This is a genomic window from Mycobacterium sp. 012931, from assembly GCF_000419295.1.
Classification (GTDB): Bacteria; Actinomycetota; Actinomycetes; order Mycobacteriales; family Mycobacteriaceae; genus Mycobacterium; species Mycobacterium marinum.
Window position 1 is genome coordinate 887,946 of record NZ_AOPX01000001.1, and the last position, 13,516, is coordinate 901,461.

General features: G+C 66.1%; 10 protein-coding genes and 1 pseudogene. 2 read left to right on the forward strand and 9 right to left on the reverse strand.

Annotation, left to right across the window (positions count from 1 at the left end; all coding sequences use genetic code 11):
- Positions 1–77: 77 nt before the first annotated feature.
- The 8 genes from MMSP_RS03905 to MMSP_RS03940 form a co-directional block, all read right to left on the reverse strand.
- Complete coding sequence (locus MMSP_RS03905) at positions 78–3,350, reverse strand: arabinosyltransferase domain-containing protein (protein WP_020785562.1); 3,273 nt, start codon at positions 3,348–3,350, stop codon at positions 78–80.
- Positions 3,350–5,314 carry a galactan 5-O-arabinofuranosyltransferase gene (locus tag MMSP_RS03910; RefSeq protein WP_020785563.1) on the reverse strand — a complete coding sequence of 655 codons (1,965 nt, stop codon included), beginning with the start codon at positions 5,312–5,314 and terminating at the stop codon, positions 3,350–3,352. The genes MMSP_RS03905 and MMSP_RS03910 overlap by 1 nt, the downstream gene beginning before the upstream one ends.
- A gap of 2 nt (positions 5,315–5,316) precedes the next feature.
- Positions 5,317–6,081, reverse strand: a complete 765-nt coding sequence (locus MMSP_RS03915; RefSeq protein ID WP_011742444.1) for a decaprenylphospho-beta-D-erythro-pentofuranosid-2-ulose 2-reductase — start codon at positions 6,079–6,081, stop codon at positions 5,317–5,319.
- Entirely contained in the window at positions 6,082–7,473 is a 1,392-nt protein-coding gene (locus tag MMSP_RS03920) for an FAD-binding oxidoreductase (RefSeq protein ID WP_020785564.1), read from the reverse strand. It lies immediately after the preceding gene.
- A 99-nt stretch (positions 7,474–7,572) separates the two neighbouring features.
- Positions 7,573–7,938, reverse strand: a complete 366-nt coding sequence (locus MMSP_RS03925; protein ID WP_085979938.1) for a GtrA family protein — start codon at positions 7,936–7,938, stop codon at positions 7,573–7,575.
- A 134-nt stretch (positions 7,939–8,072) separates the two neighbouring features.
- A complete protein-coding gene (locus MMSP_RS03930; protein ID WP_020785565.1) occupies positions 8,073–8,558 on the reverse strand; it encodes a GreA/GreB family elongation factor in 486 nt (161 codons plus the stop codon).
- A gap of 194 nt (positions 8,559–8,752) precedes the next feature.
- Complete coding sequence (locus tag MMSP_RS03935) at positions 8,753–9,886, reverse strand: flotillin family protein (protein WP_020785566.1); 1,134 nt, start codon at positions 9,884–9,886, stop codon at positions 8,753–8,755.
- A gap of 32 nt (positions 9,887–9,918) precedes the next feature.
- Positions 9,919–10,149 carry a hypothetical protein gene (locus tag MMSP_RS03940; RefSeq protein ID WP_020785567.1) on the reverse strand — a complete coding sequence of 77 codons (231 nt, stop codon included), beginning with the start codon at positions 10,147–10,149 and terminating at the stop codon, positions 9,919–9,921.
- 56 nt (positions 10,150–10,205) lie between these two features.
- On the opposite strand from MMSP_RS03940, the gene MMSP_RS03945 reads away from it, so the two are divergent.
- Positions 10,206–11,423 (forward strand): peptidoglycan DD-metalloendopeptidase family protein, encoded by a 1,218-nt coding sequence (locus MMSP_RS03945; protein ID WP_020785568.1) that lies wholly within the window; start codon positions 10,206–10,208, stop codon positions 11,421–11,423.
- Positions 11,424–11,433: 10 nt separating this feature from the next.
- Here the strand turns inward: MMSP_RS03945 and MMSP_RS03950 are convergent.
- A pseudogene (locus MMSP_RS03950) lies at positions 11,434–12,450 on the reverse strand (NAD-dependent epimerase/dehydratase family protein).
- A 268-nt stretch (positions 12,451–12,718) separates the two neighbouring features.
- Here MMSP_RS03950 and MMSP_RS03955 point away from each other — a divergent pair.
- Positions 12,719–13,504 (forward strand): amidohydrolase family protein, encoded by a 786-nt coding sequence (locus MMSP_RS03955; RefSeq protein WP_020785570.1) that lies wholly within the window; start codon positions 12,719–12,721, stop codon positions 13,502–13,504.
- The last annotated feature ends 12 nt before the right edge of the window (positions 13,505–13,516 follow it).

Sequence of the window (13,516 nt, forward strand, 5' to 3'; positions counted from 1 at the left end):
CGAAGGGTCGGACAGGCGGATTGGGTGCGGCGCGGCCGCGAGTCCGCAAAGCGGTTGCCCACCGCCTCGGGGCCCCGCTAACCCTTACGCAGGGGTGCCGGATTCCACAGACCGCTGTGGGTTGCCGTGCCCAGTTGCAGCCGTGCCGGTTCGGCCTCCGGGTAGTACGGGGTGAGGCGCTGCAACGCGCCCCAGTCCCGGAACCAGTCGTCCTTGAGGTAGCTGGCGACCGTCGTCGCATGGAACAGCAGCTCGGTGACGCCGAGCGGGCCACCGCCGTTCTTGTCCATCACGGGCGAGTTGGCTTCCGCGCCGAACCGGTCCGGCAGGATCCGCCATTTCGGTGATTCATCGACACCGTTCTGATGGCCGAATGGCCGCTGGCACGGGAAGGCCAGGCCCACCAGCCAGTCCAGGAACACCGGATCCTTGGAGCCCACCACCTCCTGCAAGGTGCGCAGTTGCGGAATCCGCGGCGGGGTCAGGGCGATCCAGTGCTGCGGAGCCAGGTCGTTGTCGTCGGCCACCAGGCGGATTTGCGTGGCGGAGTCGGGGATGGCGGACAGCGTCGCCCGCAGGTTGCGCCACGCCGGTGCCGCCCCGACGTCGGCAAACCCCATCGAGCCGCCGTGCTTCCCAGCTGCCGCTTGCTCATCGGTGGCCCACTGGACCTGGACTTCGCGGGGATCGAACCGGCCGGCCGCGGACACCACCAGCAGCGGTGTCTTCTTCCGCTGATCCGCGGGGGGCAGTCGATACCAGCCCGACCGCAACATGGCAGGCACCTGGATGCCGGATCGCCAGCTGCCCAGCACCGGCGTGCGCGCCGGATCGAGGTTGAAGGGCAGCCGCGCGCGCGAGCCATTGATGCCCGGTGCGGCAGTGGTGCCGCCCTCGGTGCCGGCCTCGGTGCCGGTGACCAGACCGTCGTCGTTGACGAAGCTGCGGTCGCCCGGGCGCTCCATCACCGGGTCCGCGGAGACGTTGGCGGGGATTCCGTTGGCGGTGAACCCGTCTGACAGGCCGGCGCCCAGCGCATCGGCCACCGGAGCGCTCACCGGGGGCAGCATTCCCGCGTCGAGATCCAGCTCCACCAGCACGTCTTCGGCCAGCCCACAGCTCTTGCCGGTCAGCGCCTGCAGGTTGGACCGGCCCACCGACCACGCCGGGTACTGCGACATCATGCCCTGGGGCAACGAGACGACTTCCATCGTCACCAGCAACCAGGTGGCAATGGCCAGCGGCGCTTGGACGATCGGCGCCAGCCGCGCCCCGAGGCGGGTCCTGGGCGGCCCGTCCCCGGTGGCGACGAAGTTGAACCAGGCGGCCACCACCAGCACGATCACCGACAGCTCGAGCAGTGCGGTGGTCAGCGACCACCGCAGTCTGGGGAACGAGTTCGACCACGGAACGCCGAAGTTGGAGACATACCACCAGCCGTTGACGCTGGCGAACGACAGCGCCATCACAAACAGCACCACGGCGGCGAACACGGTGCGGTTGCGTCGCGAGCGCATCGCCACCCCGGTCACGGCGACGGCGGCCAGCGCTCCCAGCGAGCCGGCCAGCCCGGCGAACACCCCGAAGTGGTGGGTCCATTTGGTCGGGGTGAACATCATCGCCAAGAACGAGATGATCGTGATGCCGATGATGCGGCGGCTGGGGCCTGCCGCAGTGCCAGGAATCCGGCCCTTGCGCAGCGACATCGCCACCACGACGGCGAGCGCGAGGATTAGCGCCAGGACCGCGAAGCGACGGGCCACCGAGCCGTCGGGGCTGGCCATGAACAGTCGCTCGTAGCGGATGTGCTCGTCAAACCACTTGAGGCTGGGGCCGACCGCGCGTTTGAGCACGCTGGCCTGAGCCTCGCCCGCGAAGGTCTGGTCACGGAAGATCAGGATCACAGTGACGGTGGCCGCGGCGAGCAGCGGCGCCAGCAGCGGCAGCGCGCCGAACTGTTTGTAGCGGCGGTGCAGGATGGTGCGCAGCGGCCCGATCGCGACCAGCAGCGCGCCAATGGAGGCGATGCCGGTAGGCCCGGAGAACAGGGTCAGGGCACCGATGATGCACGCGATTGCCACCGGCAGCAGCCGGCTGGTGGCCACCGCTCGCTCGACCGAACACCAGGTCAGCAGGATGCCCAGGGCGATGATCGGCTCTGGGCGCAGCCCGTTGTTCAGCGGCAGCCAGACCGCCAGGAACATGCCCGCGGCCGTCCAGGCCGCGGCCCGGTTGGTCTTGACGGCGTGCCCCAGCCGCGGGATGACCTCCCGGCTGATCACCCACCAGCAGGTCAATGCCATCGCCAGGGTGGGCAGGCGCATCCAGACGCTGGCGGTGCTGACATGGGCCCACATCGCCAACAGGTCGTAGTACCAGCCGAACGGTGCCTCGGGCGTGCCGAACCAGCGGTAGTAGTTCGCCATGTAGCCGGCGTGCTCGGACACCCGGGCCATGGTCAGGATGTAGCCGTCGTCGGAGGTGTTGGCGCCGACGAAGTGCCACCACACCAACACGGCGGTGACCAGCCCGTCCAGCGCGCCGATCGACCACCAGCGCGGCGGCAGGATGCGCCGATGCCGGGTGCCGTCGGCGGTATCGAGGATGTGCAGAGCGACCAGGGCGACCGCGGTGGACAGCAGGCCGATGATCATCGCGGCCATCTTCAACGGGGTGGGGCTGCTGCTGTAGCGGGTGTCGATGGTCGCGGAGAAGCTGAGGCCCGGCGGTGTCGGCCCGGTCAGATCGGTGAACACCCCGACGATTTGCGGCCGGAAGTCGTAGCCGCTGCGTTCGCCGCGCAACGGCTCGCCCGGATGCTCGGCGTTGGGGCCCTGCTTGAGCCCGACGAATTCGGCGGTGACGCTCTCGGCGTGCGCGGTGAAGGTCAAACGCTGGCAGGCGGGGCTGAGCACTTGGCTCAGCGGCGCGGAGACCACCGGGACGTTGCGCACCACGAGAACCAGATCGTCGTTGGCGCGCTGAACGAGTAGTCCACGGTCGACGGCGTTGGGGGCTTGCTTGGGCACCGTCGACAGCAGCACCGTCTTGCCATTTTTCTGCGGGCCGGCCAGCCCGGCGGCCGCCGAACAGGGGATGGTGACTTCCAGGTCGGTGGCCACATAGCTGATCAGCGGTGCCTCGACGCTGCTGAACGTGCCATTCTGCGGCCAATTCAGCTTGGCCGTGGTCTGGTCGACCGGCAGCAGCGGGGTTGCCAGCGCCAGAAGGGTCCCCAGCAGACCCGTGACCACGGCGACGAGTCGGGCAATCCGGTACTTTGCTCCCGAATCGCTCACGGACGTAGATGGTAATTGTTCCAATGCGCCGGGTGCGGTCTCGGTCGCCATCAGGCGCTCGCCGCCGGCTTGCGGATGGCCAGCACGAAGGGGCCGATGGTCTCGACGGTGAAGCGTGGGTCGGCGAACAGCGCGGCCTTGAGGTCGACGGTGTAACGCCGGACGTTGGGCTGGTTGGGGTAGACGTCTTCGGCCAGCCGCAGGGTGTAGCTAGCGCCCGAACCGGGACCGGCGCCGCGTCGCATCAGGAAAACCGTTGGCGCCGGCCAGGGCAGTTTGTCCAGGGCCTGGACGAACTCGTCGGATGTCTTGATCTTGCCCCAGCTCTCGATCTGGGCCGCGCGCTTGTCGAACTGCGCCAGCGGGTTGGCGTAATGCGACGTCAGACCCTGAAAACCCCAGTAGGGGTAGTAGGACAGGAAGCTGTAGTCGGCGGTCATCACGACGACCTGATCGCGCGGCTTGCCGGTGACCTTGCGGATGGTCGTGTCGATCGTCGAGTAGTACTTCTCGGAACCGGGCGGGCGCTGATCGCCGCGCTCGCCGTAACCGTCGGTGTCGGTGTAGGCAATCGTGAGGTCGGGCCGCAACACGTCGGGAATGTCCTGGCTGAACGCGATCGCCCCGGCCAGTCCGATCGCGGCGGCGACGGGCAGCGCGGCGCGGCTGCGGACGGTCAGCGCACGCGTTCCTTCCAGGAAGCCAAAGACCCCGGCCGTGGCCAGCAGCACGGTCAGGGTCGGCTGCAACCGGAACGACAACAGGGTGGTGCGCGCCAGCGTGGTCAGCATCGACAGCAGTGACCACAGGTAGACGGCCAGCACGCCGATGGCCAGGGCGCCGGCCCGGGTCGAGGACCGTGCCCGCACCACCAGCCACAGAGTGCCCAGCATGCACAGCGCGCCCAGCAGCGAGAACTGCAGCATCGGGAAGGTCAGTTCGGCGCCGTCGGCGGGCAGGTAGTGCTGGGCGCTGCCGGTGTCGCTGACCGGGTCACGGGCCGCCCGCAACAGGTAGGGCAGCCAGGTGGTGGACGCGATCGTCGCAGCGATCACGGCGATCACGGCCAGCCGTCGCAGCGGATCCACCGCGGCCCTGAGCCCGCCGCGGCGCCACCGTGACACGACCAACAGCGCGGCCATCAGCGTGACCGTGAACGCGCTGTAGGCCACCAGCAGCGTGTACCAGGTGGCGGCGAAGCCGAGGAAGATCCCGGCGCCGACCACCGCGGCCCAGCCCCGAGCCGCCTCGGCGCCCAGCGTCACGTCAGCGTGTCTTTCGGCGTCGGGCGCCACGCTGGCGTGACGTTCGGGGCCGGGCGGGGCGCCGGCGCGCAGGCCCGACCACGTCAGCACCAGCACCGGCGGCAGCAGCACCGTGATCATCGCGGCGTAGGGCTCCGGCGAGCTGTAGGCCAGTGTCACCGCCGTGGTGGCGATGGTGACCAGCAGCGCGTACTCGAAGCGAATCATTCGCCACCACAGCACCAGCGCGACCGCGACCGCGACCGCGATCGAGGTGATGGCCCACGGCTTGAACATTTCCCAGGCGGGGCTGCCGGTCAGTGCCGCGGCGCGACCGCCGATCCAGAACCAGCCCGGCGGGTAGAACGGCGGCAGTCCGATGTAGGTCATGTCGTGCAGTGCCGGGCTGTCGGTCAGCCGGGTCAGGTATTCGGTGCGGAACTGCTGGTCCACCGAGATGCCGAACAGGTACAGCCGGGTGGCCCCCAGCGGCATGCCGAGCGTCACCACGGTGAACGCCGAGACTAACACCAAGCCACCCAGCTGAGCCGGCCGCCGCAGCCGGCCGCCGCGTCGCCAGGCCCAGCCGGCGCCGAGCATGCCGGCCAGGCAGCCGACCTGGCCGACGGTGGTCAGCGCGTGCAGCTGGTTGGACGACGGAAAGGCCGGCCACTGCACCTGCGAAATGGCGGATAGGGCGACCACCGCGACCGTCACGGCCACCAGTACCGCGGCCGCCATCTGGCCGAGGGTGGCCAGTGCATTACGCATGCTCAGATTGGCAGCCTGCGGAAGATGCTCCGCGGGATGTGACGCAACACCATCATCACGTAGCGAAATGCTGCTGGCGCCCAAACCAGTTCCTTACCTTTTGCGGCGGCGGTCACCGCGAGGTTGGCGACGTACTCCTTGTCCACCGTCAGTGGAGCTTCCTTGACGTGTGCGCTCATCCGGGTGCGCACCTGACCCGGCCGGATCACCAGGACACGAACCCCGTGTTCACGCAGAGCCTCGGACAGCCCGAGGTAGAAGCCGTCCAGGCCGGCCTTGGTGGATCCGTAGACGAAGTTGGAGCGTCGTACGCGTTCACCGGCCACCGTGCTCATGGCGATGATCTGGCCGAAGCCCTGGGCCCGCATCTTCTCGCCCAGCAGCACGCCCACCGACACCGCCGCGGTGTAGTTGATCTCGGCGATCTGCACGGCCTTGTGCTGGTTTTGCCACAGCTCTTCGGCATCGCCGAGCAAACCGAACGCGACGATGGCCACGTCGACGTCGCCGCCGCCGAATGCCTGCTCGATCACCTTCGGGTGGCTGTCGGTGTCCATCGCGTCGAAGTCGATCAGCTCGACCGAGGAGGCGCCGGCGGCCTTCATCTGCGCGACCGCGTCGTCGCGGCCAGGGTCGTCGGGCAGGCAGGCCAGCACGATCCGGGCCGGAGCGTTACGCAGGTAGCGCTGGCAAATGGCCAGACCGATTTCGGAGGTGCCGCCGAGCAGCAGCACGCTCTGGGGATTTCCTACGGCGTCCAGCACCATTTAGAGCAGCTCCAAACGTCGGGCCATGTCGGAGGCGAACACCCCGCAGGGGTCCACCTTGCGGCGCACGGCGATCCATTCGTCGATGTGCGGATACATGGCGTGAAAGGTTTCAGCGGTGGTACGAGAGTCCTTGGCGGTGTAGAGGCGGCCGCCGAATTCCATGACCCGGCGATCGAGTTCGCTGACGAACTCGTTCAGACCCGCCTTGATCGGGAAGTCGACGCAGATGTTCCAGCCGGGAATCGGGAAGCTCAGCGGGGCCTGATTCCCGGCGCCGAACAACTTGAACACATTGAGAAATGAGTAGTGCCCGCTGGCCTGGATGTCGCCGATGATCCGCTTGAACTCGTCGACCGCCTCGGTGGGAACCACGAACTGATATTGCAGGAAACCCGCCGGACCATAGGCGCGGTTCCACTCACCGAACATGTCCAGCGGGTGGTAGAACTGCGTCAGATTCTGGACCTTGCCCCGATAGGTGCCGGACTTGCGGTACCAGAGCTCGCCGATGGGCCCGAAGGTGTATTTGTTGGCCAGCCCATTGGGGAATACGTCGGGAAATGTGAGCAGTTGCGGCGCGTCGAACTTCAGCGGATCCCGTTGCAGCTTGGTGGGGAGCTGGTCGATGGTGGCCAAGCAGCCGCGCGACACCGCGGCACGGCCCAGCTTGGGCGGCCCGCTGATCGCGTCGAACCAGGCGCTGGAATAGGTGTAGTTGCCTTCGCTGCCGTCGCTGTGCAACGCGATGGTTTCGTCCAGGCTGGCGGTGACGTCCCCGTCGGCGATGAAGTACGCGGTCTCGGTGGGTGTCATCTCGATGGTGGCGCGCAGGATGATCCCGGTCAGGCCGTTGCCGCCGACGGTGGCCCAAAACAGCTCGGTGTCTGCGGTCTCGGTGCCCGTCGGAGTGAGGTGGCGGACTTCGCCGTCGGCGGTCAGCAGGTCCAGGCTGCGCACATGGTTGCCGAAGCTGCCCGCGCTGTGGTGGTTCTTGCCGTGGATGTCGCATGCGATCGCACCGCCGATGGTGACTTGCCGGGTGCCCGGCAATACCGGGACCCACAGGCCCAGCGGTAGCGCCGCCTTCATCAGCTGGTCGAGATTCACCCCAGCATCGACGTCGACAAGCGTGCTGTCGGCGCTGATCGAGTGGATCTTGTTCAGCGGGCTCATGTCGATCACCAACCCGCCGCCGTTTTGCGCGTTGTCGCCGTAGGACCTGCCCAGGCCGCGGGCGATGACGCCCCTGGCGCCGGTGTCGGCGACACGCGCGACAGCCGTCGCGATCACCTCGGGATCTGGGGTGCGGAGCACCTCGGCCACCGACGGCGCGGTTCGACCCCATCCGGTCAGCCGGGTGGGTGTGGTGGGAACGGGCGCGCTAAACATCGTCAAAGAGGGTACCGCTTGGTTCGGCAAGGATGCCCACGCTCACGCCGGTAGCGGGCGTTTTTGCCGGCGGGAAAGTGCAGTTTGGGCGGGACCGGCTCAGTGTCTACGGAAGATCACGGCCCGCTGCACCACGAAGTTGATCACCGTAGCAACGGCCTGGGCGATCACGAATGCGACCGGTATCGCCCACCCGCGATAGTGCATAAGTGCAAGACAGAGGTGGTTGATTCCGACCTGCACGGCGAAGGTGACCCCGTAGAGAGCCATCACGGCGGCAAATCGCGCCCCGCTTGGTGCCGCCTGGAACGTCCACCGGCGATTGATCAGGTAGGCGGTGATGGTGCCGATCACGACGCTGATGAACTTGGACAGGTCGACCTGCAGGCCGACCACCTTGTAGAGCACCACGTACACGCTGAAGTCGACGATTGCCGCGAAACCGCCGGTCACGATGAAGCGGATCATCTGAGTCGTCAGATGCAAATGCTGGCGCTGGTGCTCTTCGGCGGGCGCGGCAGCGGGCTCTGGCGGGATCATCGGGGGAAGTCTAACCAGGTTGGCGAGCGATTCTGGCGTTCTGTCGGGAACGGGCGCTACTAGGTGGGCAACTTGATCGAGAGGAGTTCCACCTGGCTCGGTCCGCGCGGGGTGGAGTAGGTCACCGTGTCACCCGCCTGGCGCCCCGCCAGGGCCTGCCCCAGCGGGCTGTGCGCGGTCAGCGTCCCGTACTCGTGGCCGACCGGGTTCTCCTCGACGATGGCGATCACGTGCATCGTGACCACCTCGCCATCGTCGAAGCGCAAGGTGACCTCGGTGCCACTTGGCAGCGTTTCGGACCCGGTCGCGTTGGATGGCCCGGCTTTCAGTCGCCGATCGAGCTCGTGGATCCGTTCGGTCAGCACGGCCAGTTCGTCGGCGCGCTGAATCGCCTCAGCCGCGTCGCCGTGATCGCCGATCATTCCGCGGTCGTTTTTGACCTCGATCTCCAGCCGGTCGTGGCGTTGCCGGAGCCGGGCCAGCTCGGCGGCGAGGTTATCGCGCGCTGCCTCTGCCAGCCCTGGTGATTGGACTTCCTCACTCACGTCCGTCGACCTTTCGTCCGATGTGGGTTGCCCGTAGTTCCGTTTGCCAATAACTCATCGGCCATGTGGCGTTCCAGTGTTACACCACTGACAGGCCGCCGTCACCCGTATTCGTGAAGCGTTTACAGCCCGATAAAGTCCTGCGGCTTGCCCCGGACCGTCGTGGCCACCCGCCGGTGGCGCCAACCGCCTTGCTAGACGTTGTCTGTGGTTCCGGCGTTCCAGGGCGCCACCGCGTTCTCCCCGTCGTTGTCGTCAGCGACGCTGCCGCGCATCGCGTCGAAAATGGCGACCCCTTGAGAGACCAGCCCCGCGGCCACCTGGCTGAGCCCGTCGGCGCCATTGAGCACGGTGAGATTTGCGCCCGAGAGACCCAGGGCGGCCTTTTCGACGATGTCGGGCAGCTGGTCGATGAGCATGCGATCCAGCGCCACCCGGTTGTGCGACGCCGCAGCCTCGGCCTGGATCTTCATCTTCTCGGCGTCGGCGACGGCCAGGATGCGGACCCGCTCGGCTTCGGCCTCGGCCGGCTTGACCACCTCAGCGACCAGCTCCTGCTGGCGCAACTCGGCGGCCCGCTCGGCCAGTTCGGTGCGCATCTCGAGCACCTCGCGCTGGGACTGGGCCTCGGCCAGCGGACCGGCCTGGGCGGCCTGGGCTTGAGCCTTGTCGACCTCGGCCTGGTATTGCGCCTTGACAATGGCGGTCTCACGGGCGAATTCGGCTTGCTTGCGCTGCGATTCCTGCTCTGCCTCGGCGGACAACTGGTTGGCCTGCGCCTGGGCGATCTGTGCTTGCTGCTGGATCGCCGCATTGTGCGGTGCCGACATCGCGTCGATGTAGCCGAGCCCGTCGTCGTCGATCGACTGGATCTGCAGGGCGTCGACGTTGAGGCCGATTCGGGCCATCTCTTCCTTGGAACCGTCGAGCACCTCGGTCGCGAGCTTTTGGCGCTCCCGGATGATCTCTTCGACGGTCATGGAGCCGATGATCGAGCGCAGGTGGCCGGCAAAGATGCGCCCGGTCAAGACCGACATCTGGTCTTGTTCGGAGAGGAATCGTTGCGCCGCGGCGATGATGCTCTCGGTGTCGTTGCCGACCTTGAAGGCGATGACCGCCCGGACGTTGAGCGTGATGCCCTGCTGGGTCACGCATTTCTCGGCGACCTCGGCTTCACACATCGCCAGCGTGAGGAAGCGGACCTTACGGAAGAACGGAACGACGAAGGACCCGTGGCCGGTTACCACGCGAAACGGCGCGTTGCCTTTGACCCGGCCCCCGGATATCAGCATCGCCTCATCCGGATCGGGAACCTTGTAACCGAGCATTGTTGGACTCCTTGAATTTTTCGTGGTTTGGATCAGAGAAGTTCGGTTACGAACAGATCGTTCCAGGGCTCGACGAGCACCGTCCGGGCTCCCCGAACCCCTACCACCAGCACCGTGGTGCCTTTGGGTAACGGATGGTCAGATCGTGCCAGGAAGGCCTCCTTGGAGCCCCGAACGGTGAGCAGGACCTCGCCGGCACCGTGTTTGCCGCGGGTCGCGACCACCAACGTCCCGACGCAACCGATCACCGAGGCGTCGCTCACACTTGCATATTCTTCCAGCTACTGGCTTTTGCGTTCTCGGGTGATAGAGAGACTGCATGCGGATTCTGGCGGTAACACGCGCGCACAACGCCGGACGGACGTTGGTGCGCACGTTGGACTCGTTGGCTGCGTTCAGCGACGACATCTATGTGATCGATGACCGCAGCACCGATGACACCGCCGAGATTCTGGCGAACCACCCTGCGGTGACGAATGTGGTGCGTGCCCGTTCTGATCTTCCCGCCACGCCCTGGCTGATTCCGGAGTCCACCGGGCTGGAACTGCTGTATCGGATGGCCGATTTCTGTCGCCCGGACTGGGTGATGATGGTCGACGCGGATTGGCTTGTCGAGACCGACATCGATGTCCGTGCGGCCCTGGCCCGCACCCCCGAGGACGTGGCGGCGCTGCTGTGCCCGATCGTGTCCAGTTGGGACGATCCCGAATATCCCGAGCTGATTCCGGTAATGGGAACCGCTGAAGCGCTGCGCGGGCCCTTCTGGCGCTGGTCTCCGGGTCTGCGTGCCGGGATCAAGCTGATGCACAACCCGCACTGGCCGGCCAATATCACCGACCACGGTCGGATCGGCCGGCTGGAGGGGGTTCGGCTGGTGCACGACGGTTGGTCGACGCTGGCGGAGCGGATCTCGAGAGTCGAGCACTATCTCCGGCTCGATCCGGATTACCGGCACAACTTCGGGATGGCCTACGACCGGTCCCTGCTGTTCGGTTACGCGCTCGACGAGGTCGACCTGCTCAAAGCCGACTATCAGCGGCGCATCCGCGGCGACTTCGACCCGCTCGAGCCGGGCGGGCGGCTGCCGATTGACCGGGAACCGCGGGCCATCGGCCGTGGATACGGGCAACGCGCCGGTGGTTTTCACCCCGGTGTCGACTTTGCCGCCGACCCGGGAACACCCGTGTACGCTGTGGTGTCCGGGGCGGTCAGCGCTGTCGCTGATGTCGACGGCTTGTTGTCGATGACGATCTCGCAGGGCCCGGACCTCGACGTCGTCTATGTGTTTCGCCCGGTAGAGCGAAACGGGATGTCGGTTGGGGATCGGGTGCGCGCGGGTGCGCGGCTCGGCGCGGAGGGCGACTCGGACGACGGCTATCTGCATTTCGAGGTCCGCCAGCGCGGCTCGCACGTCAACCCGCTGCGCTATCTCGCCAAACTGGGGCTGCGGCCGTGGCCGCCGCCCGGGCGGCTGCGGGCGGTGTCGGGCAGTTATCCGCCGGCCACCCCGTGCACGATTACCGCGCCCCAGCGCTAGTGGGGGACGGTCATCCGTTCGCGGTCGACCTGTCGCCGAGCCCGTCCAGCTCGTATGCGTGCTGGGGCTGATCCTTAGCCCAGGCGATGTACCGGTCGATGCCTTCCCAAATATCGACTTGCGGCTCGAATCCGATGCTTCTCGCCAATGAGATATCGGCGGGAAATCGCTGGACCTCCCCAGGGCGGGCATCGCGCTGTTCGATTGTGGCATCGAATTTACCCGCGACGTACTCGACGATATTCTTCACGCAGGTGTCTTTACCGCTGGCAAAATTGATCGTCTGGCCACGCAGGGACGGGGTCTGCAATATCAGGTTGTAGGCGTTCACAATATCGCTGATATAGAGATAATCGCGGCTCGAAGTGCCCCCGCCGAAAATTGTCAGGTTCTTGCCATTGATTGCCTGCCGGACGAGCCGCGGAATCAGCGCGCCGAATCGGCCGGTCTTTTGGCGAATTCCAAAGATGTTGAACGGGCGGACGATGGTGACGTCGATTCCGAAGGAGCGAAAATACGAGTAGCACAGCCGGTCGGCGGCGGCCTTGGACGCGGCGTAGGGGCTATTCGGTTTCAGTTCGGCGTGTTCGTCGAGGCGCTGGCCTTCCTCGAGATTGTGCCCATCTCCGTAAACTTCGCAGGTGGACACGTATATCAGCCGGTTGCGGTAGCGGCGCACCGCTTCGAGTGCTCGGTAGGTGCCCATGACATTTGTTTCGAGAAAGCTTTTCGGGTCGCTAAGCGACTCGTCAACGTTGGTTCTGGCCCAGGGAACGCCGGAGCCCTGGGTTCTGGCCGCCAGGTGAAACACGACGTGGTGATCACGCACCGCGCGATACACCGTCTCGCCGTCGGTTACCGATCCGGAGATAAATGAAACCCGCTCGTGCGATTGGAACCCTTGCATGTTGCGAGTGGTGTTTTTAGAAGGTGTATTGAGGACGGTTACTCAATGCCCATCGGCCAATAGGGATTCGGTCAGGTGGCTGCCTTGGAAGCCCGCGCCGCCGATGACCAGAATTTCCATCCGCTACCCTTCGAGTCTCATCGGCAATAGCGACCTGAATCGATGCTCACACGCAATGGCAGGACTTGTCAGCTGATTTCGAAATCTCGTGAAGGCCGTTTCATTGATGAAGTATACGTGCGGCGGCGTGTCGGAACACCTTATGGCTCCGGCGGGAGACCAGGGTAAAGGCGGCCAATACCGGTGTCGCCGGCGCGGGTTTCGCGGGGTTGGTAGCCTGGCGTGCCGCCATCGTCGCAGGCAGACTGCGCGGGACAGGAGATTTGTCATGCGGACATCGCGGCGGCCGCCGGTAAGGCTATTCGATGCGTATTTCCACATCATCGACCCATCGTTTCCGCTGATCGGAAACGATGGGTATTTCCCGCCCGCCTTCACCATCGGCGACTACCGCGCCCGCACCGCCGGGCTGGGCATCCGGGGCGGTGCCGTTGTTTTCGGGTCATTCCAGGGGTTCGACCAAGGGTATTTGCGGGAATCGCTGGCGCGGTTGGGGCCCGGTTTTGTCGGGGTCACCCAGTTGCCCTCGACGACTTCGGACGCGGAGATACGCGATCTTGATGCCGCCGGAATCCGTGCGGTCCGGTTCAATCTCTATCGCGGTGGGTCCGAGACCATCGACGAATTGAACTCGTTCGCCCGCCGGGTTCACGACATTGCGGGTTGGCATGTCGAGCTCTATGTCGATGCCGCGCACCTCGGGCAGTTGGCCGATCAGCTCATTGCGCTGCCAGCGGTCAGCATCGACCATCTGGGCATGTCAGCCGAAGGGGTTGAGCTGTTGCTGCCGTTGGTGGACAAGGGGATTCGGGTCAAGGCGACCGGCTTTGGCCGGGTCGGTTTGGATGTGCGGGACACGGTGAAGAAGATCCACGCGGTCAACCCCGATGCCCTGATGTTCGGCACTGACCTGCCCTCGACGCGTGCTCGGCGCCCGTTCGAGGACAGCGACATCGATCTGATCAGCGAGGCGCTCGGGGACGCGGGCGCCAGCAAGGTGCTGTGGGAGAACTCTGCCGCGTTCTATCGGCTGGCCGAGGCCCAGGACCGGTAAAGCGCGTGCGGC

Bases quoted from the DNA above. Each gene is read 5' to 3' on its own strand.
- MMSP_RS03955 (WP_020785570.1), top strand. From the start codon at position 12,719: ATGCGGACATCGCGGCGGCCGCCGGTAAGGCTATTCGATGCGTATTTC.
- MMSP_RS03935 (WP_020785566.1), bottom strand. From the start codon at position 9,886: ATGCTCGGTTACAAGGTTCCCGATCCGGATGAGGCGATGCTGATATCC.
- MMSP_RS03915 (WP_011742444.1), bottom strand. From the start codon at position 6,081: ATGGTGCTGGACGCCGTAGGAAATCCCCAGAGCGTGCTGCTGCTCGGC.
- MMSP_RS03920 (WP_020785564.1), bottom strand. From the start codon at position 7,473: ATGTTTAGCGCGCCCGTTCCCACCACACCCACCCGGCTGACCGGATGG.
- MMSP_RS03910 (WP_020785563.1), bottom strand. From the start codon at position 5,314: ATGCGTAATGCACTGGCCACCCTCGGCCAGATGGCGGCCGCGGTACTG.
- MMSP_RS03905 (WP_020785562.1), bottom strand. From the start codon at position 3,350: ATGGCGACCGAGACCGCACCCGGCGCATTGGAACAATTACCATCTACG.
- MMSP_RS03945 (WP_020785568.1), top strand. From the start codon at position 10,206: ATGCGGATTCTGGCGGTAACACGCGCGCACAACGCCGGACGGACGTTG.